General features: G+C 61.7%; 23 protein-coding genes. 13 read left to right on the top strand and 10 right to left on the bottom strand.

The annotated features are described in order from the left end of the window. Positions 1 to 32: 32 nt before the first annotated feature. Positions 33 to 899: a 4-hydroxybenzoate octaprenyltransferase gene (gene ubiA, locus FV139_RS09070; protein WP_148068124.1), complete on the top strand. Its 867-nt coding sequence runs from the start codon at positions 33 to 35 to the stop codon at positions 897 to 899. Continuing rightward, positions 896 to 2059, top strand: a complete 1164-nt coding sequence (locus FV139_RS09065) for a GNAT family N-acetyltransferase (protein ID WP_148068123.1) — start codon at positions 896 to 898, stop codon at positions 2057 to 2059. Before ubiA ends, FV139_RS09065 begins: the two co-directional genes overlap by 4 nt. Positions 2060 to 2473: 414 nt before the next feature. Here FV139_RS09065 and FV139_RS09055 read toward each other — a convergent pair whose 3' ends face one another. Genes FV139_RS09055 through yaaA form a run of 3 tightly spaced genes read right to left on the bottom strand, consistent with a single transcriptional unit; the run spans position 2474 to position 5372 of the window. Next, the gene (locus tag FV139_RS09055; protein ID WP_148068121.1) at positions 2474 to 3073 is read right to left on the bottom strand and encodes a DUF938 domain-containing protein; all 600 of its coding nucleotides are present in this window, start codon (positions 3071 to 3073) and stop codon (positions 2474 to 2476) included. A gap of 10 nt (positions 3074 to 3083) precedes the next feature. Beyond that, the gene (locus FV139_RS09050) at positions 3084 to 4544 is read right to left on the bottom strand and encodes a flavin-containing monooxygenase (RefSeq protein WP_148068120.1); all 1461 of its coding nucleotides are present in this window, start codon (positions 4542 to 4544) and stop codon (positions 3084 to 3086) included. 42 nt (positions 4545 to 4586) lie between these two features. Further along, positions 4587 to 5372: a peroxide stress protein YaaA gene (yaaA, locus tag FV139_RS09045; protein WP_148068119.1), complete on the bottom strand. Its 786-nt coding sequence runs from the start codon at positions 5370 to 5372 to the stop codon at positions 4587 to 4589. A gap of 107 nt (positions 5373 to 5479) precedes the next feature. Between yaaA and FV139_RS09040 the strand changes: the two genes are divergently transcribed. The 3 genes from FV139_RS09040 to FV139_RS09030 are packed head-to-tail and all read left to right on the top strand — an operon-like array spanning position 5480 to position 7775. Beyond that, positions 5480 to 5992: a TRAP transporter small permease subunit gene (locus tag FV139_RS09040; protein WP_148068118.1), complete on the top strand. Its 513-nt coding sequence runs from the start codon at positions 5480 to 5482 to the stop codon at positions 5990 to 5992. Continuing rightward, positions 5989 to 7353: a TRAP transporter large permease gene (locus tag FV139_RS09035; protein WP_148068117.1), complete on the top strand. Its 1365-nt coding sequence runs from the start codon at positions 5989 to 5991 to the stop codon at positions 7351 to 7353. The genes FV139_RS09040 and FV139_RS09035 overlap by 4 nt, the downstream gene beginning before the upstream one ends. Positions 7354 to 7382: 29 nt before the next feature. Further along, positions 7383 to 7775, top strand: coding sequence for an acyl-CoA thioesterase (locus tag FV139_RS09030; protein WP_148068116.1), 393 nt, complete (start codon positions 7383 to 7385; stop codon positions 7773 to 7775). 5 nt (positions 7776 to 7780) lie between these two features. Here FV139_RS09030 and FV139_RS09025 read toward each other — a convergent pair whose 3' ends face one another. The 5 genes from FV139_RS09025 to FV139_RS09005 form a co-directional block, all read right to left on the bottom strand. Continuing rightward, a complete protein-coding gene (locus FV139_RS09025) occupies positions 7781 to 8962 on the bottom strand; it encodes a TRAP transporter substrate-binding protein (protein WP_148068115.1) in 1182 nt (393 codons plus the stop codon). Between the two features lie 55 nt (positions 8963 to 9017). Next, positions 9018 to 11168: a DNA helicase II gene (gene uvrD, locus FV139_RS09020; protein ID WP_148068633.1), complete on the bottom strand. Its 2151-nt coding sequence runs from the start codon at positions 11166 to 11168 to the stop codon at positions 9018 to 9020. Between the two features lie 78 nt (positions 11169 to 11246). Next, positions 11247 to 12953, bottom strand: coding sequence for an amidohydrolase (locus FV139_RS09015; protein WP_148068114.1), 1707 nt, complete (start codon positions 12951 to 12953; stop codon positions 11247 to 11249). Positions 12954 to 13191: 238 nt separating this feature from the next. Next, the gene (locus FV139_RS09010; protein WP_148068113.1) at positions 13192 to 14898 is read right to left on the bottom strand and encodes an amidohydrolase; all 1707 of its coding nucleotides are present in this window, start codon (positions 14896 to 14898) and stop codon (positions 13192 to 13194) included. Between the two features lie 38 nt (positions 14899 to 14936). Beyond that, positions 14937 to 16640, bottom strand: a complete 1704-nt coding sequence (locus FV139_RS09005) for an amidohydrolase (protein ID WP_187276460.1) — start codon at positions 16638 to 16640, stop codon at positions 14937 to 14939. Between the two features lie 246 nt (positions 16641 to 16886). Here FV139_RS09005 and FV139_RS09000 point away from each other — a divergent pair, with 246 nt between their 5' ends. From FV139_RS09000 to FV139_RS08990, 3 genes are all read left to right on the top strand, one after another. Then, positions 16887 to 17747, top strand: a complete 861-nt coding sequence (locus FV139_RS09000; protein WP_148068111.1) for an SIS domain-containing protein — start codon at positions 16887 to 16889, stop codon at positions 17745 to 17747. A gap of 70 nt (positions 17748 to 17817) precedes the next feature. Continuing rightward, positions 17818 to 18855 (top strand): SPOR domain-containing protein, encoded by a 1038-nt coding sequence (locus tag FV139_RS08995; protein ID WP_148068110.1) that lies wholly within the window; start codon positions 17818 to 17820, stop codon positions 18853 to 18855. Between the two features lie 62 nt (positions 18856 to 18917). Further along, a complete protein-coding gene (locus tag FV139_RS08990; RefSeq protein WP_148068109.1) occupies positions 18918 to 19292 on the top strand; it encodes a hypothetical protein in 375 nt (124 codons plus the stop codon). 58 nt (positions 19293 to 19350) lie between these two features. Here FV139_RS08990 and FV139_RS08985 read toward each other — a convergent pair whose 3' ends face one another. Both FV139_RS08985 and FV139_RS08980 read right to left on the bottom strand, forming a co-directional pair. Then, positions 19351 to 19746, bottom strand: coding sequence for a DUF805 domain-containing protein (locus FV139_RS08985; protein ID WP_268939937.1), 396 nt, complete (start codon positions 19744 to 19746; stop codon positions 19351 to 19353). Positions 19747 to 19841: 95 nt separating this feature from the next. Beyond that, positions 19842 to 20759: a hydrogen peroxide-inducible genes activator gene (locus FV139_RS08980; RefSeq protein WP_148068107.1), complete on the bottom strand. Its 918-nt coding sequence runs from the start codon at positions 20757 to 20759 to the stop codon at positions 19842 to 19844. Positions 20760 to 20904: 145 nt separating this feature from the next. On the opposite strand from FV139_RS08980, the gene ahpC reads away from it, so the two are divergent. The 5 genes from ahpC (at position 20905) to mnhG (ending at position 24613) form a co-directional block, all read left to right on the top strand. Continuing rightward, complete coding sequence (gene ahpC, locus FV139_RS08975; RefSeq protein WP_213004076.1) at positions 20905 to 21468, top strand: alkyl hydroperoxide reductase subunit C; 564 nt, start codon at positions 20905 to 20907, stop codon at positions 21466 to 21468. 142 nt (positions 21469 to 21610) lie between these two features. Then, positions 21611 to 23209, top strand: a complete 1599-nt coding sequence (gene ahpF, locus FV139_RS08970; protein ID WP_148068105.1) for an alkyl hydroperoxide reductase subunit F — start codon at positions 21611 to 21613, stop codon at positions 23207 to 23209. Positions 23210 to 23535: 326 nt separating this feature from the next. Continuing rightward, positions 23536 to 24006, top strand: coding sequence for a Na+/H+ antiporter subunit E (locus FV139_RS08965; RefSeq protein WP_148068104.1), 471 nt, complete (start codon positions 23536 to 23538; stop codon positions 24004 to 24006). Continuing rightward, positions 24003 to 24281, top strand: coding sequence for a monovalent cation/H+ antiporter complex subunit F (locus FV139_RS08960; protein WP_148068103.1), 279 nt, complete (start codon positions 24003 to 24005; stop codon positions 24279 to 24281). The genes FV139_RS08965 and FV139_RS08960 overlap by 4 nt, the downstream gene beginning before the upstream one ends. After that, positions 24278 to 24613 (top strand): monovalent cation/H(+) antiporter subunit G, encoded by a 336-nt coding sequence (gene mnhG / locus FV139_RS08955; RefSeq protein ID WP_213004075.1) that lies wholly within the window; start codon positions 24278 to 24280, stop codon positions 24611 to 24613. The genes FV139_RS08960 and mnhG overlap by 4 nt, the downstream gene beginning before the upstream one ends. Positions 24614 to 24625: the final 12 nt, after the last annotated feature.

The raw sequence follows: 24625 nt of genomic DNA, 5'->3' as shown, positions 1-24625 counted from the left end.
GCAGCTGACGCCAACGCACCCATCGAAACGCCATGACCACTCTCGCCAAGCCGCAAGCCCTGTTGCAGCTGATACGCTTCGACAAGCCCATCGGCAGCCTGCTGCTGCTGTGGCCCACCTACTGGGCCCTGTGGATAGCCGCGGGCGGCCTGCCCGAAATCGACCTGTTGGTCATATTTACCCTCGGCACCTTCCTGATGCGCTCCGCCGGTTGCATCGTCAATGACCTGGCCGATCGCAATTTCGACGGGGCAGTGAAGCGCACCTGTGAGCGGCCATTGGTGACAGGGGCGGTCAGCGTCGCTGAAGCCCGCCTGTTGATGCTGGGGCTGTGCCTGGCCGCATTCGGCCTGGTACTGCTGACCAACCCCTTCACTATCGCCCTGTCCTTCGCCGCAGTGGCGCTGACCGCAACCTACCCCTTCATGAAGCGCTATACGCACTGGCCCCAGGTCGTCCTGGGTGCCGCGTTTTCATGGGGTATACCCATGGCCTTCGCCGCCCAGCAAAACGCCCTGCCCTCCGGACTCTGGTGGCTGTTTGCCGCCAACTTGTTATGGACCGTGGTATTTGATACCGAGTACGCAATGGTCGACCGGGACGACGACCTGAAAGTGGGCATCAAGTCCACCGCCGTACTGTTCGGCACAGCCGATCGCCTGATCATTGGTTTGCTGCAACTGCTGTGCCTGGCCTGCTGGGTCATGGCGGGGCTCACCTTCGGCCTCGGGATCTGGTACGGCGCGGCCCTCGCGGTGGTAGCGGGGCTGTTCCTCTACCACCAGTGGCTAATTCGCGAACGCGAGCGCATGGCCTGCTTCCGCGCCTTCCTGCACAACAACTGGGTCGGGTTCGCGGTTTTCCTGGGCATCGTGTTGCACTACGCCAGCGCCGCATGAGCGCAGACCCGGAGTTCCGCCTCGAATTCCTTGCAACCCTGGCCGCCGTCAGCGCCGACGAGTGGGACACCCTGACCGGCGACGACTATCCCTTCCTGCGTCACGGTTTTCTTTACGGCCTGGAACACAGCGACTGCACCACGGCCGACAACGGCTGGCAGCCCTGCCATGCCCTGCTATGGCAGGGCGAGAAGCTGGCCGCCCTGCTGCCCCTCTACCTCAAGAGTCACTCCTGGGGTGAATACGTCTTCGACTGGGCCTGGGCCGACGCCTGGAAGCGCATGGGGCTCAGTTACTACCCCAAGCTGGTTTCCGCCATTCCCTTTACGCCCGCTACAGGACCCCGGCTGTGCTGTGCCGCTGGCTATTCGCCGGAGGATATCTGGCCCCTGATGCTGCAGGGCATACGCCGCCTCGCCGGGGAGCAGGACATTTCCTCCTGGCACCTGCTGTTCCCAACGCGGGAGGAATCCGACGCGCTGCTGGGGCAGCAAACCGCCCAGCGCCTCGCGGTACAGTTTCACTGGCTGAACCGGGGTTTCGCCAACTTTGAGGAGTTCCTCGCCACCTTCTCCAGCCGCAAGCGCAAGAACCTGCGCCGGGAGCGCCAACGGGTCGCCGAGCAGGGCCTGACCCTCAGGCGCCTGCAGGGCAGTGACATCCAGCCACACAACTGGACCCGCTTTCACCGCTTCTACCAGCTCACCTACGCCAAGCGCAGCGGGCACGGCGGCTACCTGAGCAGGGAGTTCTTTACCGAGGTGGCGCCCTCACTGGGCGACCAGGTGATGATGGTGGTGGCGGACCTGAACGGGGAAGACGTGGCCGCGGCGCTGTATTTCCGCTCCGGCGATACGCTGTACGGGCGCTACTGGGGCTGCGAGGCAGAATACGACTGCCTGCATTTTGAAGCCTGTTACTACCAGGGCATCGAGTACTGCATCGAGCAGGGCCTGCAACGCTTCGACCCCGGCGCCCAGGGCGAGCACAAGATCCAACGGGGCTTCACCCCGGTCTACACCTACTCGAATCACTGGATTGCCGATCATCGACTGGCTTCAGCGGTGGCAGATTTCACCCGGGAAGAGCGGCAGCACATCGATCGCTACCGGGAAGAGGCGGCGACGCTGTTGCCGTTCAAGCAGATTGATGGTGTATAGCATTTTCAGGAAGCGCCTGGACCATGGTCTGTGCGTTTTGAACCCGCGCATGCGGCACCCGGAACCTTTTCGGGACACGCCGTGAACCCGTCCTTGGGGGCTCTTCAGCGGCATCCATGCCGCTGACGGTCCCGAAAAGGTTCCGGGTACCACACGCGCTCCTCCGCCAGCCGCTCGCATTCGTTCACTTCGCTTCGTTTAACGAGGAATTACGCTCTCAGCCAGGGTGTGAGCTGGGGTGCGCCTCGCCGGACCTTCAGCGGCCATGGATGGTCTGGGCCGCATTCGGACTGAGGAGCGCGACATGGATGTCACGATTTTAGCGTGTCCGGGGAGGCGTGCGCCCAGCTCGCGCCCGAGCTACGGAGTGCTCAACCATGTACCCTTCAGACAATTGCGTAATCGAATAGCGGGCTACTCCTGCTTCCGCCACACCAACAACCGGTTATTCGCCGGCATCGCATTGTCCTCCACCAGCTCGAACCCCGCCTGCCGCGCCAGCGCATCCACCGCCTCGAAATCGCGAATGGCACTGTCGGGATGCTGTTGCCCCAGCCACTGGTCGAAGCGGGCATTGCTCTCGCTGGTGTACTGGCCGTTGTAATTGAATGGCCCGTAGACACAGAGCAGCGTATTCGGGTGGGCCCGGCGCCCGAGTTCAGCGAAACACTGCTCCACCGCGGCGAAGGACATGATGTGGAAACTGTTGGCCGTGAATACCGCGTCGTGAACCTCGGCAGGCCAGGGGTGCAGGCACACATCCAGAGCCAGCGGCGGCAACAGGTTGCTGCCCTCATACATGGCACAACGCAGCGAAAGTGTCGGCAGATGGTCGTGGAGATCGGTGGGCTGCCAGACCAGGTGCGGCAGGTGGCCGGCGAACCAGGTGGCGTGCTGCCCGGTGCCGGAACCTATCTCCAACACCTGGGTGCTATTGGCCAGAAGCCGCTCAAGCACCGCCAGGATCGGCGCCTTGTTATTCTCGCAGGCCTGGGAGTAGGGCAATCCGTCCATTATTCTCCGATCACGTCATATCAAAATCAGTGAATTCAGGCGCACGCATATGCCACCAGTAGTAGGTGGTAGAGCGCGGCCAGTTGTTTACGACCTTGCCGGCGGCGTTCTTGTACCAGCTGTCACAGGAAGCTACCCAAACCGTACCATCCAGTTCTTTCTGGATATAACGATTGTAGTCGCGCATCACATTGGCGTTAACGTCCAGGCTGCGCAGATCGTGAGTCAGCAGTTTCTCGATACAGGCCACGGCGTAATTTACCTGACGCTCGGTCATGAAAATAATGGAGTTGCTGCCGAGGTTAGTGTTCGGGCCGTAGAGCATGAAGAAGTTGGGGAAGCCGGATACGCAGACTCCGCGGTAGGCTTCCGCCCCGTCGCGCCAGGCCTGCTGCAGGTCGAGGCCGTCACGACCGGTAAACTGCACACCGCTGAGCATCTCGCTGGTACGGAAGCCAGTGCCATAGATGATCACATCCGCTGGACGCGGTTCACGATCCTCGGTGCACACTCCCTCTTCCGATATCCCCGTAATCGGCGACGTCACCACGTCCACATTGTCCCGCGCCAGCGCCTGGTAGTAATCGTCACTGATCAGGATGCGTTTACAGCCCACCGGATAGTCTGGTGTGAGCTTGTCTTTGAGCACGGGGTCGCTGATGTTGTCATTCAGGTAGTCGCGACACCATTTGACCCACAGGCGCCGCAACAGGCTGCGGCCGCGCAATGTCGGGTAGAAAATACCTTCCGCCCGCAGGTACACGCCGAACCGGTGCAGCTTCTGCCACCAGGGGTGCCGCGAGAAGCGCTGTTGCTCCTTCGCCGTGTAGGGGCTGTCGTTGCGGGGAATCACGTAGTTGGCACTGCGCTGGTAAACGTTTACCTGGGCTGCCTGCTGTGCCACGTGGGGAATGAATTGCAGGGCACTGGCGGCGTTGCCGATAACCGCCACCCGCTTGCCGGTCAGGTCGACATCATGATTCCAGCGCGCGGAGTGGAACTGCTCGCCAGTGAATTCCCCGGCGCCCTCGAACTCCGGTGTGTAAGGCAGGTTGAGCTGGCCCAGGCCACTGACCAGTGCCCGGGCCTCGATCTGCTCCCCGTTGGCGAGCGCAAGCACCCAGAGACCCCTTTCCTCGTCGAAGCGGGCTGTCGACACAGGCGTCTCCAGGCGCAAGCGGGAACGCAGCTCGTATTTGTCCGCACAGTGCTCAAAGTAGGCCCTGATCTCGTTGTGAGGGGAATACTTGCGCGACCACCAGGGGTTGGGCTCAAAGGAGTAGCTGTACAACACCGAGGGCACGTCGCAGCAGGCACCGGGATAGGTATTGTCGTACCAGGTACCGCCGACACCTGCGGATTTTTCCAGGATCACGAAGTCATCGATGCCCCGGTCGCGCAGTTTTATCCCCATGCACAGGCCAGACATACCGGCGCCAATGATGGCTACACTAAGTGGCGGATTGGTCATGGGGTCTCCTTTAAATTTTATTGTATGGAGCGGTATCCGGGATTACGCGGCTGTGGGTGGAACGTCCCGGGTAAATACCAGTTCCCGCGCGCTGGACTCTTTTGCATTGTAGCGATAACCGTCCCGGCGGAACTTCTTGAGTCCCGCCACATCATCGAGCTCCTGCTCGATGATGTGGCGGGCCATCTGGCCCCGGGCCTTCTTGGCATAAAAGCTGATGACCTTGTACTTGCCGTTCTTGAGGTCCTTGAACACCGGGGTGATGATGTCCGCCTCTAGCTCCCGCGGTTTCACCGCCCGGAAATACTCATTGGACGCCAGGTTCACCAGTACCGGGTTAGCCGATTTTTTCAGGGCGGTATTGAGGGCGGATGTCAGCTCCGAACCCCAGAATTCGTACAGGTTCTTGCCGCCGCGGTTAGCAAATTTCAGGCCCATTTCCAGGCGGTAGGGCTGCATCAGGTCGAGCGGACGCAGCAGGCCGTACAGGCCGGAGAGAATGCGCAGGTGTTTCTGGGCGTAGCCGAGCTGGCTGGCGCTCAGGGTATCGGCTTCAAGGCCGGTATAGACGTCGCCGCGAAAAGCCAGCACCGCCTGCTTGGCATTGTCGAGGGAAAAGGGCTGCGCCCAGTTCATGAAGCGGGCGTGGTTGAGTTCCGCGATATTTTCGCTCACCCCCATTAACTCGCGGATATCGTCGGGACCAAGCCCCCGTGCATCCTCCACCAGGTCGGCGGCGCGGTCGATAAACTGCGGCTGGGTGGCTTTGCGAGTGTGGGGCGGGGTATCGAAATCGAGTGTCTTGGCTGGAGATATTACAGTGAGCATGAATCCTCATCCACAGGCCCTCGGCGACAACCGGGGCGGGGAAGCTTTCGCGTGAATTGAGGGGCTATGATACGCTCCGCCCCACCGTTGCAAAAGTCCAATAACGAATGCCCCGACTGATCGCCGCGATCGACCGCTTTACCGAAGCCAGCGGCCGCCTCCTGGCCTGGCTGGCAGTGGCCATGGCCCTGCTGACTGCACTGGTCGTGGTCATGCGTTACGGCTTCAATGTCGGCTCCATCGCCGCCCAGGAGGCCATTACCTACCTTCACGGTACGCTCTTCACCCTCGGGGCCGCCTATACCCTGCGCCGGGACGGCCATGTGCGGGTGGACATTTTCTACCGTCACTTCTCCCCACGGGCAAAGGCATGGGTAAACGCCCTCGGCGGCATCGTGTTCCTGCTGCCCCTGTGTGCCTTCATCTTCGCCATCAGCTGGAACTATGTGGCCGAAGCCTGGGTCATCCGGGAAAGCTCGCCGGAACCGGGGGGCATTCCCGCCGTCTTCCTGCTCAAGACGCTGTTGCCGTTAATGGCGGCCAACCTCTTCCTGCAGGGGCTGGCGGAAACCCTGCGCAGCGCCGAGGTTCTGATGCACAACAGGGATGCCTCGGCATGAGCGGCTACATTGCGCTGTTGATGTTCGCGGCGGTCTGCCTGCTGCTGATGCTGGGTTACCCGGTGGCGTTTACCCTGGCGGGCACCGCCCTGGCTTTCGCCGCCGGAGGCATTATCGCGGGAGGCTTCGACCCCAGTTTCCTGTCTGCCCTGCCGGGCCGGCTGTTCGGCACCATCAGCAATACCACCCTCATCGCGGTACCGCTGTTCATCCTCATGGGCGTGACGCTGGAAAAATCCCGGGTGGCAGAAGAACTGCTCGACAGCATGTCCCGGGTCTTTGGCCGTTTGCGGGGTGGCCTCGGTATTTCGGTGATCCTGGTGGGTACCCTGCTGGCAGCCAGTACCGGTATTGTCGGTGCGACCGTAGTCACCATGGGTCTGCTGTCACTGCCGAGTATGCTCAAGGGAGGCTACAAACCCTCACTCGCTACCGGCACCATCTGCGCCACCGGCACCCTGGGGCAGATTATTCCGCCGTCCATCGCGCTGGTGCTGCTCGGTGACGTGCTCTCGAACGCCTACCAGCAGGCCCAGCTGGCCATGAACATTTTCAATCCCAAGACGGTATCCGTCGGCGACCTGTTCATCGGCGCCCTGTTCCCGGGCCTGCTGCTGGTCGCCCTGTACATGGCCTATGTGCTGCTGGTCGCCTGGTTCCGGCCCGAGCACGCGCCACCGGCGGAGCAGGAACCACTGCCCGGGCACGCGCTGCTCAAGGGCCTGGTTCCCCCGCTGCTGCTGATCGCCGTGGTACTGGGTTCTATTCTGGCCGGAGCGGCCACCCCCACGGAGGCGGCAGGTGTCGGAGCCGTCGGCGCACTGCTGCTGGCCCTCGCCAAGGGGCAAATGGATGTAGCTCGCCTGCGGGAGGTTGCCCGCGACACCATGGAGGTGACCTGCATGGTGTTCATGATCCTGATCGGGGCGGCACTGTTTTCCCTGGTTTTCCGCGGATTTGGCGGCGAAGAGCTCATTCACCACTTTTTCGAGGGGCTCCCCGGCGGTGTGCTGGGGGCAACCCTGGTGGTCATGTTGATCATATTCCTGCTGGGATTCATCCTCGACTTCATCGAGATCACCTTCGTGGTGGTGCCGATCGTGGGCCCGATATTGCTGGCCATGGGCCTGGACCCGATCTGGCTCGGGATCATGATAGCCATCAACCTGCAGACTTCCTTCCTGACACCCCCCTTCGGCTTTGCCCTGTTTTACCTGCGGGGGGTAGCGCCGGAATCCCTGCCGACCAGCGCTATCTACCGGGGGGTTATTCCTTTTATACTTATCCAGTTGCTGGTGTTGGCCACCCTGTGGGTGTGGCCCGACCTGGCTACCTGGCTGCCGGCACAACTGGCCCGATAAACCCCTGAGCGCACGCGAGTCGCGAAACCATGAGTGATATAGATTCCGCCCCCATTCCCCAGGGAGAACTGGCCCTGCAGACCATCGCCATGCCCAAGGACACCAATGCCAACGGGGATATCTTCGGCGGCTGGCTGCTGTCCCAGATGGATATTGGCGGCTCTATCACCGCTACGGACGTGGCGGGAGGGCGCGTGGCCACCGTCGCCATTAGCGGCATGGCCTTTCTCACCCCAGTGCACGTAGGTGCGGTGGTGAGCTGCTATTGCGATGTGGTGGACGTTGGCCGCAGCTCGATTCGCATCGTGGTAGAGGTCTGGATCAACTCCAAGCACGACGGCGACCCACTCAAGGTGACCGAGGGCGAGTTCGTCTTTGTGGCCATCGACGAGAAGGGCCGCACCCGCGCCATCAACCCCTGAACCGGCTAGTCCGGTTGCTTCGCTACCTCTCCCTCGGGAGGTAGCACCACATCGCGGGCATTGATATAGGCCTGCTCGGAAATATGGTGGTAGGCGCGCACATTGCGGTAGAAGGCCTGGAAAGAGGCATTTACCTTCGCGGCCAGCGGGTCAGACGCCACCAGTTCCGCCAGCACTTCCTCGCTCGCGTCATACAGTGCCTTCAGCACATCATCCGGCAACCGCCGTAGCTGCACACCGTGATTGTCCACCAGTTCCCGCAGGGCCGTGTTGTTGCGGGCGGTGAACTCATTGAGCATTTCCAGGTTGGCCGCCTGGGCGGCGCCCTGCACAATTGCCTGAAGATCTGGTGGCAGGGCGGCCAGTGAATCCTGGTTGACGATAAACTCGAGCATGGCGCCCGGTTCGTGCCAGCCGGGGTAGTAGTAGTATTTCGCCACCTCGTGCAGACCCAGTGCCAGGTCGTTATACGGCCCAACCCATTCGGCGGCGTCGATCACGCCGGTTTGCAGTGAGGTGTAAACCTCGCCACCGGGAATCCGTACGGAAGTCCCTCCGGCACGGGTGAATACATCCCCGGCCAGTCCGGGAATACGCATTTTCAGGCCCTTGAGATCGTCTACGCTTTTGAGTTCACGATTGAACCAGCCCGCCATCTGCACCCCGGTACTGCCACCGGCATAGGGCACAATGTTGAACGGCGCGTAGACTTCGCGCCAGACCTCCAGGCCCCCGCCATACTGCAACCAGCCGTTCATCTCCTGGGCGGTCATTCCGAAGGGTACCGCAGTAAAAAATACGGAAGAGGGGATCTTGCCCTTCCAGTAGTAGGACGCGCCATGCCCGGCGTCGGCCACCCCCTGGGAGACGGCGTCGAACACCTCGAAGGCGGGTACGATTTCTCCGGCGCCATAGACCCTGGCCGTCAGCCGACCGCCGCTCATCTCACCCAACAGGCGGGCGAAGTTTTCCGGCGCAGCGCCCAGTCCCGGGAGGTTCTTGGGCCAGGTGGTAACGATCTTCCAGTGGTATTGCGCTTGCTGCCCCGCCGCAGCCATCTCACCCGTGGTGTGATTCTGGCGGGCGGCACGCCCCACGTCACTCGCCCACAGGCCGATCACCAGTACCAGGGCGGCAACCAGCAGCAGGATGATGAGGGGAGCGTAACGGGTCGAGTTATTGGTCATCGATTATCAGGTCTGTTTGACGGTTGTTATTATCCAGGCCCGGGTCGACCGAGCCCTACAGGCACTGCAGGTTGGCGTATTGCACCACCAGCCACTTGCTGCCCTCGGCGTCGAAGTGCACTTCCACCCGGGCATTGTTCCCACGCCCTTCGAAGTTTAACACCACTCCCTCGCCGAAGATCTGGTGGAACACGCGCTGGCCCAGGCTGAGGCCGGTGTCGGGCACCTGGGCCTGGGTCAGGCTGCTGACCGGCGCCGCTACCGTATTGTTGAGGCGTACTTCCTGCAGCAGTTCCGCGGGGATTTCGCGGATAAAGCGCGAAGGGCTGTTGTAGGACTCACTGCCGTGAATACGCCGGGTCTCGGCGTAGGTGATGTACAGGCGCGCCATGGCCCGGGTAATCCCCACATAACACAACCGGCGTTCCTCCTCGAGGCGGCCGGGCTCCTCCAGCGACATTCGGTGGGGAAACAGGTTCTCTTCCATCCCCGCCAGGAACACCAGGGGAAACTCGAGACCCTTCGCCGAGTGCAGGGTCATCAACTGGATGCTGTCCTCATGGGCATCGGCCTGGGCGTCACCCGCATCCAGTGCAGCGTTGTCGAGAAACTGCTGTAGCGGTGAGAGTTCTTCGCCCTCTGGCTCGAACTGGCGCGCGGCACTCACCAGTTCCTCGAGGTTTTCCACCCTGGCCTGGCCCTTCTCGCCCTTTTCCTTTTTGTGGAATTCGATCAGCCCGGAGGCGTGCTCGACGTGCTCCACCAGTTCTTCCAGCAGCATCTCATCAGTGCCGTTATCCATCTCGTCGATCAGCACCGAGAACCCCTCCAGCGCGCCAAGGGCGCGGGCCGGCAGGAGCTTTTCGGAAATGGCGAATCGAATGGCCTGCCACAGGGATATCTCCCGGGTACGCGCCACCTCGCGCACAGTTTCCAGCGTCTTGCTGCCGATGCCCCGGGGCGGCGTGTTGATCACCCGTTCGATGGCCGCGTCGTCACCGCGGTTGAGGATCAGCCGCAGGTAAGCCAGGGCATTGCGGATTTCCATACGCTCGTAGAAACGCTGGCCGCCGTGAATACGGTAGGGAATGCCGGCGCGTATCAGGGATTCCTCCAGCACCCGCGACTGGGCGTTGGAGCGATACAGCACCGCCACGGAGCTGCGGGCATTGCCGTCATCGATCCAGGCCTGGGCCTGCTCGACGATAAATCGCGCCTCGTCCTGTTCGTTGAAGCCGGCATAGAGGGTGATCGGTTCGCCGCTCTCCCCGGAACTCCACAGTTCCTTGCCGAGACGGCCAAAATTGTGGGCGATAACCCCGTTGGCCGCCTGCAGGATGGTCTGGGTGGAACGGTAGTTCTGCTCCAGGCGCACCGTCTGGCAGCCGGCAAAATCGTCGGCGAAACGCTGGATGTTTTCGATCTTGGCCCCGCGCCAGCCGTAGATGGACTGGTCGTCATCGCCCACCGCCACCACGGGAATCTGTTTGCCCGCGAGCACCCGCAACCAGGCGTACTGGATGGTATTGGTGTCCTGGAACTCGTCCACCAGGATCTGGCGGAACCGGCCCTGGTAATGGGCCAGCACGGCGGGGCTTTTCAGCCAGAGTTCATGGGCCCGCAACAGCAACTCGGCAAAGTCGACCAGGCCAGCGCGATTGCAGGCCGTTTCATAGGCCTGGTAGACGCGCAGCATGGTCTGGCCATAGAGGTCGCCGTGGGGCACCTCGATATGGGCCGCCCGCAGGCCTTCGTCCTTCTGGCCATTGATGTACCACATGGCCTGCTTGGGGGGCCAGCGGGACTCGTCCAGGTCCAGCTCACGGCAGACCCGCTTGACCAGGCGCAGCTGGTCGTCGGCATCCAGTATCTGGAAATTCTGCGGCAGTCCGGCTTCCTTCCAGTGCGCCTTGAGCAGGCGGTGAGCCAGGCCGTGGAAGGTCCCCACCCACATGCCGCGGGTGGAGATGTTCATCATCTCCTCGATGCGGCTGCGCATCTCCTTGGCGGCCTTGTTGGTAAAGGTCACCGCGAGGATGGCGTGGGGGGAGAGACCCTGGGCCCGGATCAGCCAGGCGATACGGTGGACCAGTACACGGGTTTTGCCGCTGCCGGCACCGGCCAGCACCAGCAGGTTATCGCTTTCTGCGGCAACTGCCTCGCGCTGGGCACTATTGAGAGGGGAGAGAATATCGGAGACGTCCATCGGCATATTCTACCGAGTCTCCGGGCAATCAAATAGGCCGAAGCGGCCTATTTGATGCCCTCGAGAGCGGGGTTCAGCTCATTGCTGGAAAATGGTTTTACCCCGGGAGATGGTTTCCAGCACCGGGATGTCCTTGATGGTCTTCGGATCGACCTCAAGCGGGTCGGCACCCAGTACAACGAGGTCAGCCTGTTTGCCCACTGTCAGGGAGCCCTTTTTCTCTTCCTCGAAATACTGGTACGCGCCACCCAGGGTCATGGCGTACAGGGCGTCGTAGGGCGACAGGCGCTGGTCCTCGCCCAGGATCACACCATTACGGGTCTCGCGGTTCACCGCGATCCACATCAGGCGCATCATGTCCGGGGGCACTACCGGGCTGTCGTTGTGGATGGTGAAATGCACACCTTTCTGTAGCGCCGATTGCGCCGGGCTGATGTGGAAAGCGCGCTCGTCGCCGAAACTCTCCCGGTGCCAGTCACCCCAGAAGAAGGAATGGGCCGAATAGAAAGAAGGCACCATATCCAGTTCGGCGGCTCGATCGACCTGATCGGGGCGCATCAGCTGGGCGTGGATGATCACCGAACGGTGGTCGGGGATCTCTTCCCCCTCGAAGGCCTCTTCGACTGCGTCCATGGTCAAATCGATGGCCGCATCGCCGTTACCGTGCGCGTAGACGGGAATGCCCCGGTGCAGCAGGTCTTTGGTCTGGGCCTTGAACTCGTTGGGCACCACGGTGGGATAGGCGGTGTAGGGGCCTTCCACGCCGTGGGGGTTGGCATTGTAGGGCTTGGTGGTCCAGGCGGTGCGCCCTTGTGGCGATCCATCAACCACAAACTTGACCCCACCGACGCGAACGCTGCCGTGATAGCCTTCCTCGTAAAGCGCGGCAACATCGTCAAAGTCGAGATTTCCACGGGCCACGGGGATGGCCACAATATCCGCTTTGATTTCGCCTCTGTCAGCCATGTCCCGCATCACGTTGACGTCCATCATCTGGGCACCACCGTCCTGGATCGTAGTGATGCCATAGCTGGCAAATTGCTGTACCGCCTCCTTGAGTTGGCGTTCGAATTTTGAGCTGTCCCCGGCATTGGCTGCAAACTGGGGCATCAGCAGTTTCTGCATGGCCGCTTCCTCGACCACACCATTCGGTACCTGGCTGCCGCGCTCCCTGCGGAACACCCCGCCGGGCGGATTCGGTGTGTCCTCGGTAATGCCCGCGGCCGCCAGGGCAGCGGAGTTGGCGGCGCCGAGGTGGCCGGAGACGTGCATCATGTAAATTGGCACGTCCGCGGAAACCTTGTCGAGATCGTGGCGGGTGGGGTGGCGGTTTTCCGCCAGCAGTGAGTCGTCGTAGCCGTAAGCCATCAGCCAGCCACCTTCGGGGGGCGGGTTGTTCTTCAGGCGGTCCTTCAGCAACTCGAGAATGTCTCCGATATTTTCCGAGGTGCCCACCGGAGGAGAAGAGGCGTTGACGTAGTCAATCAGGCGGGCGGACATGGTGACATGGCCGTGAGAGTCGATCAGCCCGGGTACCAGGGCCTTGTCGCCGAGCTCTACCGATTGGGTGTCAGCTCCCAGAAATTCTCCCGCCCCTTCGCGGTCACCGACGTAGACGATGCTATCTCCCCGGATTGCCACGGCTTCGGCGCTGGGCAGGGCGGAGTCCATGGTGATGATGTGGTCGCCATAGAACACCCGGTCGGCGGGTGCTTCTGCGAAAGCGTGGCCACCGGAGAACGCGGCTAGCATCGCTATCCCCCAGGGGAGAAGTTTTCGTTTCATGCTGACTCCTTGAGCTTTACTGACTGTCGGTTTTGGTCACCGCAGGGTGCCGGGAGGGCCCTCAGGCGGCAATTCACCCTGCTCTCCATCAAATCGGTGTTCGCACACAGTGTAAAGGACCAGTTACCCGCAGGTACTGGGTCCAGTCCAGCTCTGGCGAGTACCCTTGCACCCCTGCGGATCATCCAGCTGATTGCCTGGAACGCCCACTCCGGGCCCAGCGGGGCCGTGATTGACGTTATCGCTGGAAAATGGTCTTGCCCCGGGAAATGGTCTCCAGCACCGGGATGTCCTTGATGGTCTTCGGGTCCACCTCGAGCGGGTCGGCGCCCAGTACCGCCAGGTCTGCCTGCTTGCCGACGGTCAGGGAACCTTTGCTGTCTTCCTCAAAGTACTGGTACGCGCCGCCCAGGGTCATGGCGTACAGGGCGTCGTAGGGTGACAGCACCTGGTCCTCACCGAGGATCACCCCGTTGCGGGTCTCACGGTTCACCGCAATCCACATCAGGCGCATCATGTCTGGCGGGACCACCGGGGTGTCGTTGTGGATGGTGAAGTGCACGCCTTTTTGCAGCGCCGATTGCGCCGGGCTGATATGGAAGGCGCGCTCGTCGCCAAAGCTCTGGCGGTGCCAGTCGCCCCAGAAGAAGGAGTGGGCCGAGTAGAACGATGGCACCATGTCCAGCTCGGCGGCGCGGACCACCTGGTCCGGGCGCATCAACTGGGCGTGAATGATCACCGAGCGGTGGTCCGGAAGCTCCTCTCCGTCAAAGGACTCGCCCACCGCGTCCATCGCCAGGTCGATGGCGGCATCACCATTGCCGTGCATGTAAATGGGAACACCCCGGTGCAGCAGGTCATTGGCCTGAGCCTTGAATTCGTTGGGGACCACGGTGGAGTAGGCGGTGTAGGGACCTTCCACGCCGTGGGGATTTTCATTGTAGGGTTTGGTGGTCCAGGCAGTACGGCCCTGGGGTGAACCATCGAGTACGAACTTGACGCCGCCCACGCGAACACCACCCTGGTAACCTTCCTCCACCAGCGTGGTGACCTCGTCGAAGTCGATCCCCGTCATGGCAAAGGGGATGGCTACAATATCGGCTTCAATTTCGCCGGCTGCGGCCATTTTGCGCATCACAGCGACGTCAGCCATCTGGGCAGCACCGTCCTGGATGGTGGTGATCCCGTAACTCGCGAACTGCTGTACCGCCTCCTTCAATTGCCGCTCGAATTTAGTCGAGTCCCCGGCACTGGTTGCGGCCAGGGCTTTGCGGAACAGGTAGTTCGCCGTCTCTTCAACGACCCCGTTGGGCACTTTACCGCCACGCTCGCGACGGATCACGCCGCCGGGCGGATTGGGAGTATCCTCGGTAATCCCTGCGGCCGCCAGGGCGGCGGAGTTGGCCGTGCCCAGGTGGCCGGAGACATGCGACATGTAGATCGGCACGTCCGCAGACACCTTGTCGAGATCGTGACGGGTGGGGTGGCGGTTCTCCGCCAGCAGCGAGTCATCGTAGCCGTAGGCCACCAGCCAACCGCCTTCAGGGGGCGGATTGGTTTTCAGGCGTTCCTTCAACAGCTCGAGGATATCAGCGATATTTTCGGAGGTGCCCACCGGCGGAGAGGAAGCGTTAACGTAATCGATCAGGCGCGCTGACCCGGTAACATGGCCGTGGGAGTCGATCAGGCCGGGTACCAGGGCCTTATCGCCGAGCTCCAGCGCCTGGGTATCGGCACCCACAAACTCCCCGGCCCCCGCGCGGTCACCGACGTAGACGATGCGGTCGCCGCGGATGGCCACGGCTTCAGCACTTGGCAGGGTGGAGTCCATGGTGATGATGTGATCCCCATAGAACACACGGTCTGCGGGGACTTCGGCGAAAGCCTGACTACCTGAAAGTGAAGTGAGCGCGGCCAGCCCCCACGGGAGAAATTTTCGTTTCATACTGATTCCTTGGAGGTTACTGATGGTCGGGTTTCAACTTATCGCAGGAAGATGGTCTTGCCCCGGGAGATGGTCTCCAGCACCGGGATATCCTTGATGGTCTTCGGGTCCACCTCGAGCGGATCGGCCCCCAGCACCACCAGATCGGCCTGCTTCCCTACGGTCAGGGAGCCCTTGCTGGCTTCCTCGAAGTACTGGTACGCACCACCCAGGGTCATGGCATAGAGGGCATCGTAGGGTGACAGTCGCTGGTCCTCGCCGAGGATCACCCCGTTGCGGGTCTCACGGTTCACCGCAATCCACATCAGGCGCATCATGTCCGGGGGTACCACCGGAGTGTCGTTGTGGATGGTGAAATGCACGCCTTTCTCCAGCGCCGCTGCCGCTGGGCTGATATGGAAGGCACGCTCGTCGCCGAAGCTCAGGCGGTGCCAATCGCCCCAGAAAAAGGAGTGGGCCGAGTAGAAAGACGGCACCATATCGAGTTTTGCAGCGCGATCGACCTGATCCGGTCGCATCAGTTGGGCGTGGATGATTACCGAGCGGTGATCGGGCATCTCACGCCCTGCAAAAGCATCCTCGACGGCGTCCATCGACAGATCAATGGCGGCATCACCATTGCTGTGCACGTAGATGGGAATCCCCTTGAGCAGAAGGCCCCTGGCCTGCGCCTTGAAGTCATCGGGAACCACCGTGGTATAGGCGGTGTAAGGGCCTTCTACCCCCTCCGGATTGGCAAGGTAGGGCTCGGTTGTCCAGGCAGTGCGCCCCTGGGGCGAACCATCAACAGCGAACTTGACGCCGCCCACCCGAACGCCGTCGTGGTAACCTTCCTCGAGCATGCTGGAGATTTCATCGAAATCGACGTCACCGTACGCGGCAGCAATCGCGACGATGTCCGCCTTGAGTTCACCTCTCTCCGCCATTTTGCGCATTGCAGCGACATCGGCCATCCGCGCAGCGCCATCCTGGATCGTGGTAATACCGTAACTGGCAAATTGCTGTACCGCCTCCTTCAATTGCCGCTCGAAGTTTGCCGTACCGCCGCCGCCCGCAACCTGGGACCACATCGCCTTCTGCCAGGCCACTTCTTCGAGCACCCCGTTGGGTACTTTGGTGCCGCGCTCCCGGCGAATCACTCCGCCTTGCGGGTTGGGCGTATCCTCGGAATAGCCCAACGCTGCCAATGCCGCGGAATTTGCGGTGCCGAGGTGGCCGGAGACATGCATCATGGCGACCGGCACCTCGGTGGACACTTTGTCGAGATCGTGCCGGGTGGGGTGGCGATTCTCCGCCAGCAGGGAATCGTCATAGCCGTAGGCGATCAGCCAGCCGTCCTCCGGGGGGGGATCGGTCTTCAGGCGCTCCTTCAGCAGATCGACAATGTCCCCAATATTTTTGGCAGGGCCCACCGGGGGAGAAGAAACGTTGACGTAATCGACCATTCGGGCAGCGACGCTGATGTGGCCATGGCTGTCGATCATGCCGGGCACCAGGGCCTTATCGCCCAACTCCACTGAACGGGTATCGTCCCCCACAAATTCCCCGGCATTTTCCCGGTCACCGACGTAGACAATACGATCACCCCGTATCGCGACAGCTTCCGCGCGGGGCCGGTCAGAGTCCATAGTGATGATATGGTCTCCGTAGAAAACCGCGTCTGCAGGTTCCTCGGCGATGGTCGCGCCAGCCGAGAGAGCGGCGATCATTGCCATTCCTGCAGCGATAAGTGTTCGATCCATACTGGCTTCCTTGAAGGTGTTCACGGCTGCCATCGAAAACCCTTACTACGCTGAAACGACGGCGAATGCTGTTATCTTCATGAAGCCCTGCCGCGTGAAGCAGGTAAAGGACCAGAAGCCTGCCGTTGCTGGTACCAGTGGTCGTAACGTGGTGCAGTTGCACCACTACGGGTCCTCCATACATTCTCCCAAGCCGTGTTGCGGGCTGTATAATGCATTGCTCTCACAGCTGACACGGCGGGCAGTTTGGCCACTACCGGAAGACCTCTACTCAGGGACATCGAGTCCGCACTGGGCACCCTGCGCCGGTCCGAGCGCAAGGTGGCCGAACTGGTGCTCGCGCAACCCGACCGGGTCATTCACATGCGTATTGTCGACCTGGCCGCCGCCGCCGAGGTCAGCGAGCCCACGGTGGTGCGATTCTGCCGCGCCATCGGCTGCAAGGGTTTCCAGAACTTCAAGCTCGCCCTCGCCCAGTGCCTGGCCCAGAACACCAGTCAGGAACCCTTCGTGCTGAGCGAGCTCGACACCGCCCGGGACTACACCTACAAGGTCTTCGACGCCACCATGGAAACCCTGGCCCAGGTGCGGGACACCCTGGACCTCGACGCCATCGAGGTAGCCGTCGATGCGCTCTGCAACGCCCGCCGGGTCGAGTTTTACGGCTTTGGCGCGTCCAGCCCGGTGGCCATCGACGCCCAACACAAGTTCTTCCGCCTGCAGATCGCCAGCGCTGCCCTGTCCGATCCTCACATACAGGCGATGTCCGCCATGTCCCTGACAGCGGACGACGTGGTGGTCGCCATTTCCCAGTCCGGACGCAGTACCGCCCTGCTGGAAGCCATGGATCACGTGCGCGAGTCCGGCGCTGTCAGCATCGCCCTGGCACCCTCGAATACACCGGTACTGGCTCGCGCGACCATCCCCATTCCCATCGATGTCGCCTCCCCGGACGAGGAGAGTTACACCCCCCTGCCGTCCCGCATCGCCCACCTGGCAGTGATTGATATCCTTGCCGCCGGTGTCTCCAAGATGAAAGGCGAGGAGGTCAACCGGCATCTCAACAAGCTCAATCGCGGCCTCCAATCCCTGCGCAGCAACGACTGAATGCGGCTGACCCACTGCGGCAGCTCTGCTAGTATCCCCGCATTACACGGGGCAAACAGGGGCTCGGGCCATGAGCGACAACAGCGACAATCCATTCTCGCCATCCCGACGGCAGAACACGACGTCCCAGCCTGAATCCGGGGGCTCCCTGAGCGAACTCGTGCCCGAGGACGAAAGCGACGAGTACCAACTGGACTACCGCGCCGATGATTTCGATTACGACCCGGACGAGATCCTTGATGACGAGGAGGAACCCGGCGGCTGGGCCGACCCGACAGCGGGCCTGAGCGCACGGCGCGACCCTCCAGCCGACGACGGCAGCGCTGCCAGCGCCCCCCCAGCGGAAGAAGATCTCTTCGATGACGACGACATCGACGACGATGGCTACGATGCGGAAGCGCAGGGGCTTTTCGACGAGGACGAGGACACCAGCGCCGACCGGGATTGGGACGACTACGAGGAGGATGAGGAAGAGCGCGGCTTTCCCGGAAACTGGCCGCTGGGGCTGATTGGCGCCGGAGTAGTGGCGCTTGTTCTGCTCGCGGTGGGTGGCTTCGGTGTCCTCCAGGAGCGGGCCTCACTGCGGGAAGAAATTCGCGATTTGCGCTCACAACTCGCCGTCACCGTCGACCCGGAGCAGTTATCCCAGGAACGCAGCACCCAGCGGGAGCTGGTGGAGCGCAATGAGGCCCTGAGCGCCAGCCTGGAAACCCTGCGCCTGGAAAACCGCCAGCTCACCGATACGGTCGCAGGACTGGAGCGCCAGCTGGAAGCCCAGCGGGCCGCAGCCGAGCAGGCTGCACAAAATAGCAGCCCGAAACCCTCCACCCCCGCGCCAAAACCCGTCACCAGTGCCCCCGCCACCGGTAACACGCCGGCGGGAGACTGGTTTGTGAATTTCGGGTCCTACCGCCAGCGTGAACTGGCAGACACCTGGGCAGGCCGCCTGCAGCCCGCGGCGGGCAAGGTTGCCGTGCAAGCCGCACCCGGCGGCGACCTGTATCGGGTGAGGATCGTTTCCCTGCCGGACAAGGCCACCGCCCAGGCCGTGGCGTCCGCATTACAGAGCCAGTATGACCTGCCCGAACTGTGGGTTGGGGAAGACTGAACTTGGCAGGGCAGAACGGGCCTGATACTGTTTTGCCTCCTGTAACGCTGAAGGATAAGACAATGAACAAGTTCACTATCGCCCTGGCCGCGCTCTCACTTGGCAGTGCCGCTGCTGTAGCGGACTGCACCAAGCCCGAATCGCCCACACTGCCCGACGGCGCGAGCGCCACCATGGACGACATGCTCGCCGGGCAGAAAGCCGTCAAAACCTTCCAGGCGGCCAATGTCGAGTACATGAAGTGCCTGGAAGAAGTATTCACCACGGCGGAAGCCAAAGTGAAAGAAGGCGGCCTCGCGGAGGATGTGCTGGCGGAGACGCAGAAAGCCTATGAGGCAGCTGTAGAGGCCTACAACGCCGCAGTGTCCACAGAGGAGACTGTCGCCGGCCAGTTCAACACCGAAATACGTGAGTACAAGGCCGCCAACCCCGGCTGAAGCCTGTCGCTACAGGGTGGGGTTCCCCACCCTGCTACGTGACCGATCACTGAACCACTCAGGCGACCGCCGGAGCGACTCCCTTGGGGTTCGGTCCGTATTCGTTGTCGCCGGGCTGGCTGTCGAGGCAGTAAAAGACCAGCAAAACAATCAGGCCCACGAGCGGAATGAAGGCAATCAACAGCCACCAGCCGGTGCGACCAATGTCGTGCAACCGCCGCACTGCAACCGCCAGACTTGGCAGGAACACGGCCAGGGAATAGACCCCCTGTAATACCCCGACGCCGACCTCCGCATTGTAGAGCCCCAGCATTCCATCGAGGAACGCGAGTAACAGGGTGATCAGGAAATTGATCAGGATGAACATCCAGATCTCGGTGCGCTGGGCGCGACCGGAAAAGCCCACGTAGTTTTTCAGTACCTTGAGATACCACTGCATTACACGTCCCTCCATATCCCTGGATTAGAATCCGTACTCACCCCCGCTCGGCTGAGCACGTCTCTCTAAACCCTAGTTCAGCATGCAGGGCTTGTACACCGCCCTCGCTTTTATTTGCGGGTCACGGGCAGGGACTGCTTCTCGAGCTCGCGGCGAAACAGCCGACGCAACAGTTCTATGTCATTGACGCCGGCATAGTTCAGGCGGCAGATGAACGCTATTCGGCGGTGTGGGCCAGGCTCTGAGAGGGGCACCGCAGCCAGTTCACTGCTCGCCGCCAGCAACTGATCCAGCGCCATGGCGGGCACCAGGGTGGAACCCATGCGGCCGGCCACCATCTGGATCAGGGTATACAGGCTGGCCCCGCCCAGGGACTGCTCCAACTCAGACGGCCGCAGGCGACAGGCGGCCAGGGCGTGATCCTTGAGACAGTGGCCATCCCTTAGCAGCAACAGGTTCGCGCCCTCCAGTTGTTCACTGCTGACCGACTTCTCGCTGGCCAGGGGGTCATCCCTGTGGGTAACCAGGTAGAGGTCCTCCTCCCAGAACTCGAAGCAGTGCAAGCCCTCGGTGTCATAGGGCAACGCCAGCACAGCGGTATCGAGTTCACCGCTGCGCACCTTGTCCACCAGCACCCGGGACTGGTCCTCGTCGATGGTCATCTGGAACGCGGGGTACTCCTCACGCACCGCGGGTAGCACCTTGGGTAACAGGTAGGGACCAATGGTAGGTATCACGCCCACCGACATGGGGTAACTCAATGGCGAGTGGCTCTGGTGGCTGAGGTGATAGAGGTCATCCAGCTCCATCTTGATGGCGCGCGCCTTGTCGAGAATCTGCTGCCCGACCGGTGTCACCAGCACCCGCTTGTTATCGCGCTCGAACACCTGCACGCCGAGCTGGCCCTCCATCTCGGAGATCGCCGTACTCAGCGCCGACTGGGAGACGGAGCACAGCTCCGAGGCCTTTTTGAAGTGCCGGGTTTTTTCCACCGCCAGGGCATAGGTGAGCTGCTTGAGCGAGATCATGGAACAGGACCTCCAATAGTGGTTCGGTTTATCTGAACAATTTGATCAATTTAATTCGATTTATTTAAACACAGCCCGGCCGCATTATCACTCCACCGCTGACGCAAACAGCGTTCATCAACCCAAACCCCGAGGAGAGCCAATCATGGCAAAGATCAACCAATCCATCCCCGAGTTCACCGTACAGGCCTTCCACAACGGCGAATTCAAAACTGTTTCTTCCGAAGACGTAAAAGGCAAGTGGTCCATCTTCCTGTTCTACCCGGCCGACTTCACCTTTGTCTGCCCCACCGAACTGGAAGACATGGCCAAGCACTACGAAGAACTGCAAGGCTTGGGCGTTGAAGTGTACTCCGTGTCTACCGACACCCACTTCTCCCACAAAGCCTGGCACGACTCTTCCGAAGCTATCGGCAAGATCAACTACTACATGCTGGGCGACCCGACCGGCGCGGTGACTCGCGGCTTCGACGTAATGATCGAGGAAGACGGTCTGGCCATGCGCGGCACCTTCCTGGCTGACCCCGACGGCATCATCCAAGTCGCCGAGATCCACAACGGTGGCATCGGCCGCTCCGCCAAGGACATGGTTCGCAAAGTAAAAGCTGCCCAGTACGTGCGCGAGAACGACGGCGAAGTCTGCCCCGCCGCCTGGGAACAGGGCGAAGCAACCCTGACCCCGAGCCTGGACCTGGTTGGCAAGATCTAAGCCCCCAGCGACTCTGAACTCCTGGCCCCGCATGCGCGGGGTCAGGAACCCAACCCCCTTTATCCCAGTCAGTTGCCGACTCTCACCGAGGGTGGGACGGCCGAATACTGCCTGAAATTTTTGACTACCGAGGAGCGGAATCATGTTGAACAACGACATTCTCCAGGCCCTGAAGGGCTATGCGGAAAAACTGGAAAAGCCGGTCACCCTGGTTCTGCAGAACGGTGACCACGACAAGCGCGATGAACTGGTGGACTTCCTCACCAAATTCACCTCCGTGTCCGACAATCTGCACTTTATCCAGCGTGACACCGGGGACCAGCTGCGCAGCCCGCTGAGCTTTGCCCTCGAAGTCGACGGTGAGCCGACCGGTATCGTGTTTTCCGGTATTCCTGGCGGTCACGAATTCAATTCACTGGTGCTGGCCGTGCTGCAGAGCGGCGGCGTGGCACTGAAACTCGACGACACCATACAGACCCTGGTACGCCGCGCCTCGCAGCCGCTGCAGTTTGAGGTCTTTGTGTCCCTGAGCTGCCACAACTGCCCGGACGTGGTGCAGGCGCTGAACCAGTTCGCCCTGCTCAGCCCGAATATCAGCAGCGAGATGATCGATGGCGGCCTGTACCCGCAGTTGATCGAGGAACGCAACATTCAGGGCGTACCCGCCGTGTTCCTGAACGGCGAGCCCTTTGCCAACGGCAAAATCGACACAGCCACCCTGCTCGACAAACTGCTGAGCCTGTACCCCGAACTCACCGAGGCTGGTGCACAAGAACAGCAGGAACAATTGCCCCTGCAGGACGTAACCGTGATCGGCGGTGGTCCCGCGGGCGTCGCTGCCGCTATCTATGCCGCACGCAAAGGTCTGGCTGTCACCGTTGTCGCCGACCGTATCGGCGGCCAGGTGAAGGACACCATTGGCATCGAAAACCTGATTTCAGTGCCGCAGACCACGGGGCCCGAGCTGAGTAATGCCCTGTTGGCACACCTCAACGAGTACACCGTGACGATCAAGGAGCACCTGCGGGTGGACCACATCGAGCAGGGGGACACCAAGACGCTGCGTCTGTCTTCCGGTGAAGTCATCGAAACCCGGACCCTGATCATTGCCACCGGCGCCAAGTGGCGCGAGCTCGGTGTGCCCGGTGAGAAAGAGAACGTGGGTAACGGCGTGGCCTACTGCCCTCACTGCGACGGCCCTTTCTTCAAGGGCAAGGACGTGGCGGTAATCGGAGGCGGCAACTCCGGGATCGAGGCAGCGCTGGACCTGGCGGGCATCGTCAAGTCGGTCACCGTGTTCGAGTTCCTGCCGGAACTGAAAGCCGACCAGGTACTGGTAAAACAGGCAGAGTCCCGGGACAACATCACCATCCTGAAAAACGTCGCCACCAGGGAAATTGTAGCGACTACTGGCAAGGTGAATGCCATCGTCTACCAGGATCGCGACAGCGGCGAAGAGCTGCAACGGGAGCTGGAAGGGGTATTCGTGCAGATCGGCCTGGTGCCCAACAGCGCCTTCCTCGAAGGCCTGGTAGAGCGTACACCGCACGGTGAAGTGGTGATCAACGAGCGCGGAGAGACCAGCGCGGAAGGTATCTTCGCCTGCGGCGATGTCACTACCGTCCCCTACAAGCAGATCGTGGTAGCAATGGGCGAAGGCTCCAAGGCCGCACTGTCCGCTTTCGATTACCTGCTCAAGCAACCGGCGCCCGCCAGTCACCCAGCGGCAGCCGCCGCCTGAGAGCGCTGGCGGCAATAGCCGCATAGCATCTCACCTTCAGGGGCTGCAGCACCAAGCCGGCAGCCCCACAGCCTCAGCAGACAGGGCCGGACAGTGCTTCGGCCCTGCTTTGCTGCTTGCGCAATCACCGCCTCCTTTGCCGCCGTTGTGAACACCAGCGGAGACATGCCGCCGATACTGACGCAGATTCGCATATCCGTGCCTATACTTATCCCACTTCCAGCCACCGTGACCCTGTAAAGGGCACCGGTGTCACTGCGATGCCGGCTGGCCGGAAAACCGGGCGCCGGGGGCGTTAGCGAACGGAACGATCGGTGGAGGTAGAGGTGCGCTATACATTCGGCTTGGTTTTGGCACTGAGCGTGTTCTGGCTGATCAACTCAGGCCATTACGATGCGCTGCTCCTGAGTCTCGGGGTTATCTCCGTTGGCGCGGTTACCCTGATCGCCCTCCGCATGGATGTGGTGGACCAGGAATCGATTCCTCTGCACCTGCTGCGACGCATCCCTTTCTATCTGCTCTGGCTCGGAGTACAGATTTGTCGCAGCAACCTGGACCTGGTGCGTCGCGTCTGGCTACCAGGTCAAAGGAGCACGCCACGCATCGCCCGCCTGCCACTGCCGCAGTACAGTGACATATGCCGGGTGGTCTACGCCAATTCCATCAACCTCACGCCCGGCACACTGACGGTCGAACTGGCTCCAGACCACCTGCTGGTACACACGCTCTCGGCAGAAGGTCTTGCTGCGCTGGAGGAGGGCGAGATGTCACGGCGGGTAAGCGAGCTCGAGCAATGACCCTGCAGCTGACGGTGATCACTCTGCTGGTGGTCATGCTGATCGCCCTGTGGCGCGCCTGCATCGGCCCCAACGTGTTCGACCGGGTACTGGCCGCCAATCTCTTTGGCACCAAAACGGTCCTGCTGATTGCCGCGATCAGTTACCTTCATGGCTCACCGGATTTCCTCGACATTGCCCTGGTCTATGCCCTTATCAACTACATCAGCGTGGTGGGTGTACTGCGGATAACGGAATTGCGCAACGAGCACGCACCCGGGGACCGGCGGGGATGATGCTCGACTGGGTCAGCGGCGTGCTCTTGCTGGTCGGTAGTTTTCTGCTGCTGACCGGTGCGCTCGGCTTTCTGCGCTTCGCCGATTTCTACGCACGTATCCACGCCTGCGGCGTGACCGAGACACTCGCCACCAGCTGCATTCTGCTCGGCCTGCTCATCCAGTCAGACAGTGCAGTCCCACAGTTCAAGCTACTGCTGATTCTGTTGTTCGTGCTCTTGAGCAGTCCCACCTCCAGCCACGCTTTGGCCAAGGCGGCATGGAATGCCGGCGTCCGGCCGCGGGACAACCGGGGAAAGCAGCCCCTGCCCCTGCCTCCGGGCGAGCACTGATACGGGGACAGA

Origin of the sequence: Parahaliea maris (genome assembly GCF_008064665.1) — a bacterium.
Lineage (GTDB): Bacteria > Pseudomonadota > Gammaproteobacteria > Pseudomonadales > Halieaceae > Parahaliea > Parahaliea maris.
The sequence above is the reverse complement of the archived record's forward strand: the minus strand, read 5'-3'. Positions and strand labels throughout refer to the sequence as shown.

What these genes read in the sequence shown, in the direction of transcription:
- ubiA (WP_148068124.1), top strand. Translation starts at nt 33, where the DNA reads ATGACCACTCTCGCCAAGCCGCAAGCCCTGTTGCAGCTGATACGCTTC.
- FV139_RS09065 (WP_148068123.1), top strand. Translation starts at nt 896, where the DNA reads ATGAGCGCAGACCCGGAGTTCCGCCTCGAATTCCTTGCAACCCTGGCC.
- FV139_RS09055 (WP_148068121.1), bottom strand. Translation starts at nt 3,073, where the DNA reads ATGGACGGATTGCCCTACTCCCAGGCCTGCGAGAATAACAAGGCGCCG.
- FV139_RS09050 (WP_148068120.1), bottom strand. Translation starts at nt 4,544, where the DNA reads ATGACCAATCCGCCACTTAGTGTAGCCATCATTGGCGCCGGTATGTCT.
- yaaA (WP_148068119.1), bottom strand. Translation starts at nt 5,372, where the DNA reads ATGCTCACTGTAATATCTCCAGCCAAGACACTCGATTTCGATACCCCG.
- FV139_RS09040 (WP_148068118.1), top strand. Translation starts at nt 5,480, where the DNA reads ATGCCCCGACTGATCGCCGCGATCGACCGCTTTACCGAAGCCAGCGGC.
- FV139_RS09035 (WP_148068117.1), top strand. Translation starts at nt 5,989, where the DNA reads ATGAGCGGCTACATTGCGCTGTTGATGTTCGCGGCGGTCTGCCTGCTG.
- FV139_RS09030 (WP_148068116.1), top strand. Translation starts at nt 7,383, where the DNA reads ATGAGTGATATAGATTCCGCCCCCATTCCCCAGGGAGAACTGGCCCTG.
- FV139_RS09025 (WP_148068115.1), bottom strand. Translation starts at nt 8,962, where the DNA reads ATGACCAATAACTCGACCCGTTACGCTCCCCTCATCATCCTGCTGCTG.
- uvrD (WP_148068633.1), bottom strand. Translation starts at nt 11,168, where the DNA reads ATGGACGTCTCCGATATTCTCTCCCCTCTCAATAGTGCCCAGCGCGAG.
- FV139_RS09015 (WP_148068114.1), bottom strand. Translation starts at nt 12,953, where the DNA reads ATGAAACGAAAACTTCTCCCCTGGGGGATAGCGATGCTAGCCGCGTTC.
- FV139_RS09010 (WP_148068113.1), bottom strand. Translation starts at nt 14,898, where the DNA reads ATGAAACGAAAATTTCTCCCGTGGGGGCTGGCCGCGCTCACTTCACTT.
- FV139_RS09005 (WP_187276460.1), bottom strand. Translation starts at nt 16,640, where the DNA reads ATGGATCGAACACTTATCGCTGCAGGAATGGCAATGATCGCCGCTCTC.
- FV139_RS08995 (WP_148068110.1), top strand. Translation starts at nt 17,818, where the DNA reads ATGAGCGACAACAGCGACAATCCATTCTCGCCATCCCGACGGCAGAAC.
- FV139_RS08990 (WP_148068109.1), top strand. Translation starts at nt 18,918, where the DNA reads ATGAACAAGTTCACTATCGCCCTGGCCGCGCTCTCACTTGGCAGTGCC.
- FV139_RS08985 (WP_268939937.1), bottom strand. Translation starts at nt 19,746, where the DNA reads ATGGAGGGACGTGTAATGCAGTGGTATCTCAAGGTACTGAAAAACTAC.
- FV139_RS08980 (WP_148068107.1), bottom strand. Translation starts at nt 20,759, where the DNA reads ATGATCTCGCTCAAGCAGCTCACCTATGCCCTGGCGGTGGAAAAAACC.
- ahpC (WP_213004076.1), top strand. Translation starts at nt 20,905, where the DNA reads ATGGCAAAGATCAACCAATCCATCCCCGAGTTCACCGTACAGGCCTTC.
- ahpF (WP_148068105.1), top strand. Translation starts at nt 21,611, where the DNA reads ATGTTGAACAACGACATTCTCCAGGCCCTGAAGGGCTATGCGGAAAAA.
- FV139_RS08960 (WP_148068103.1), top strand. Translation starts at nt 24,003, where the DNA reads ATGACCCTGCAGCTGACGGTGATCACTCTGCTGGTGGTCATGCTGATC.
- mnhG (WP_213004075.1), top strand. Translation starts at nt 24,278, where the DNA reads ATGATGCTCGACTGGGTCAGCGGCGTGCTCTTGCTGGTCGGTAGTTTT.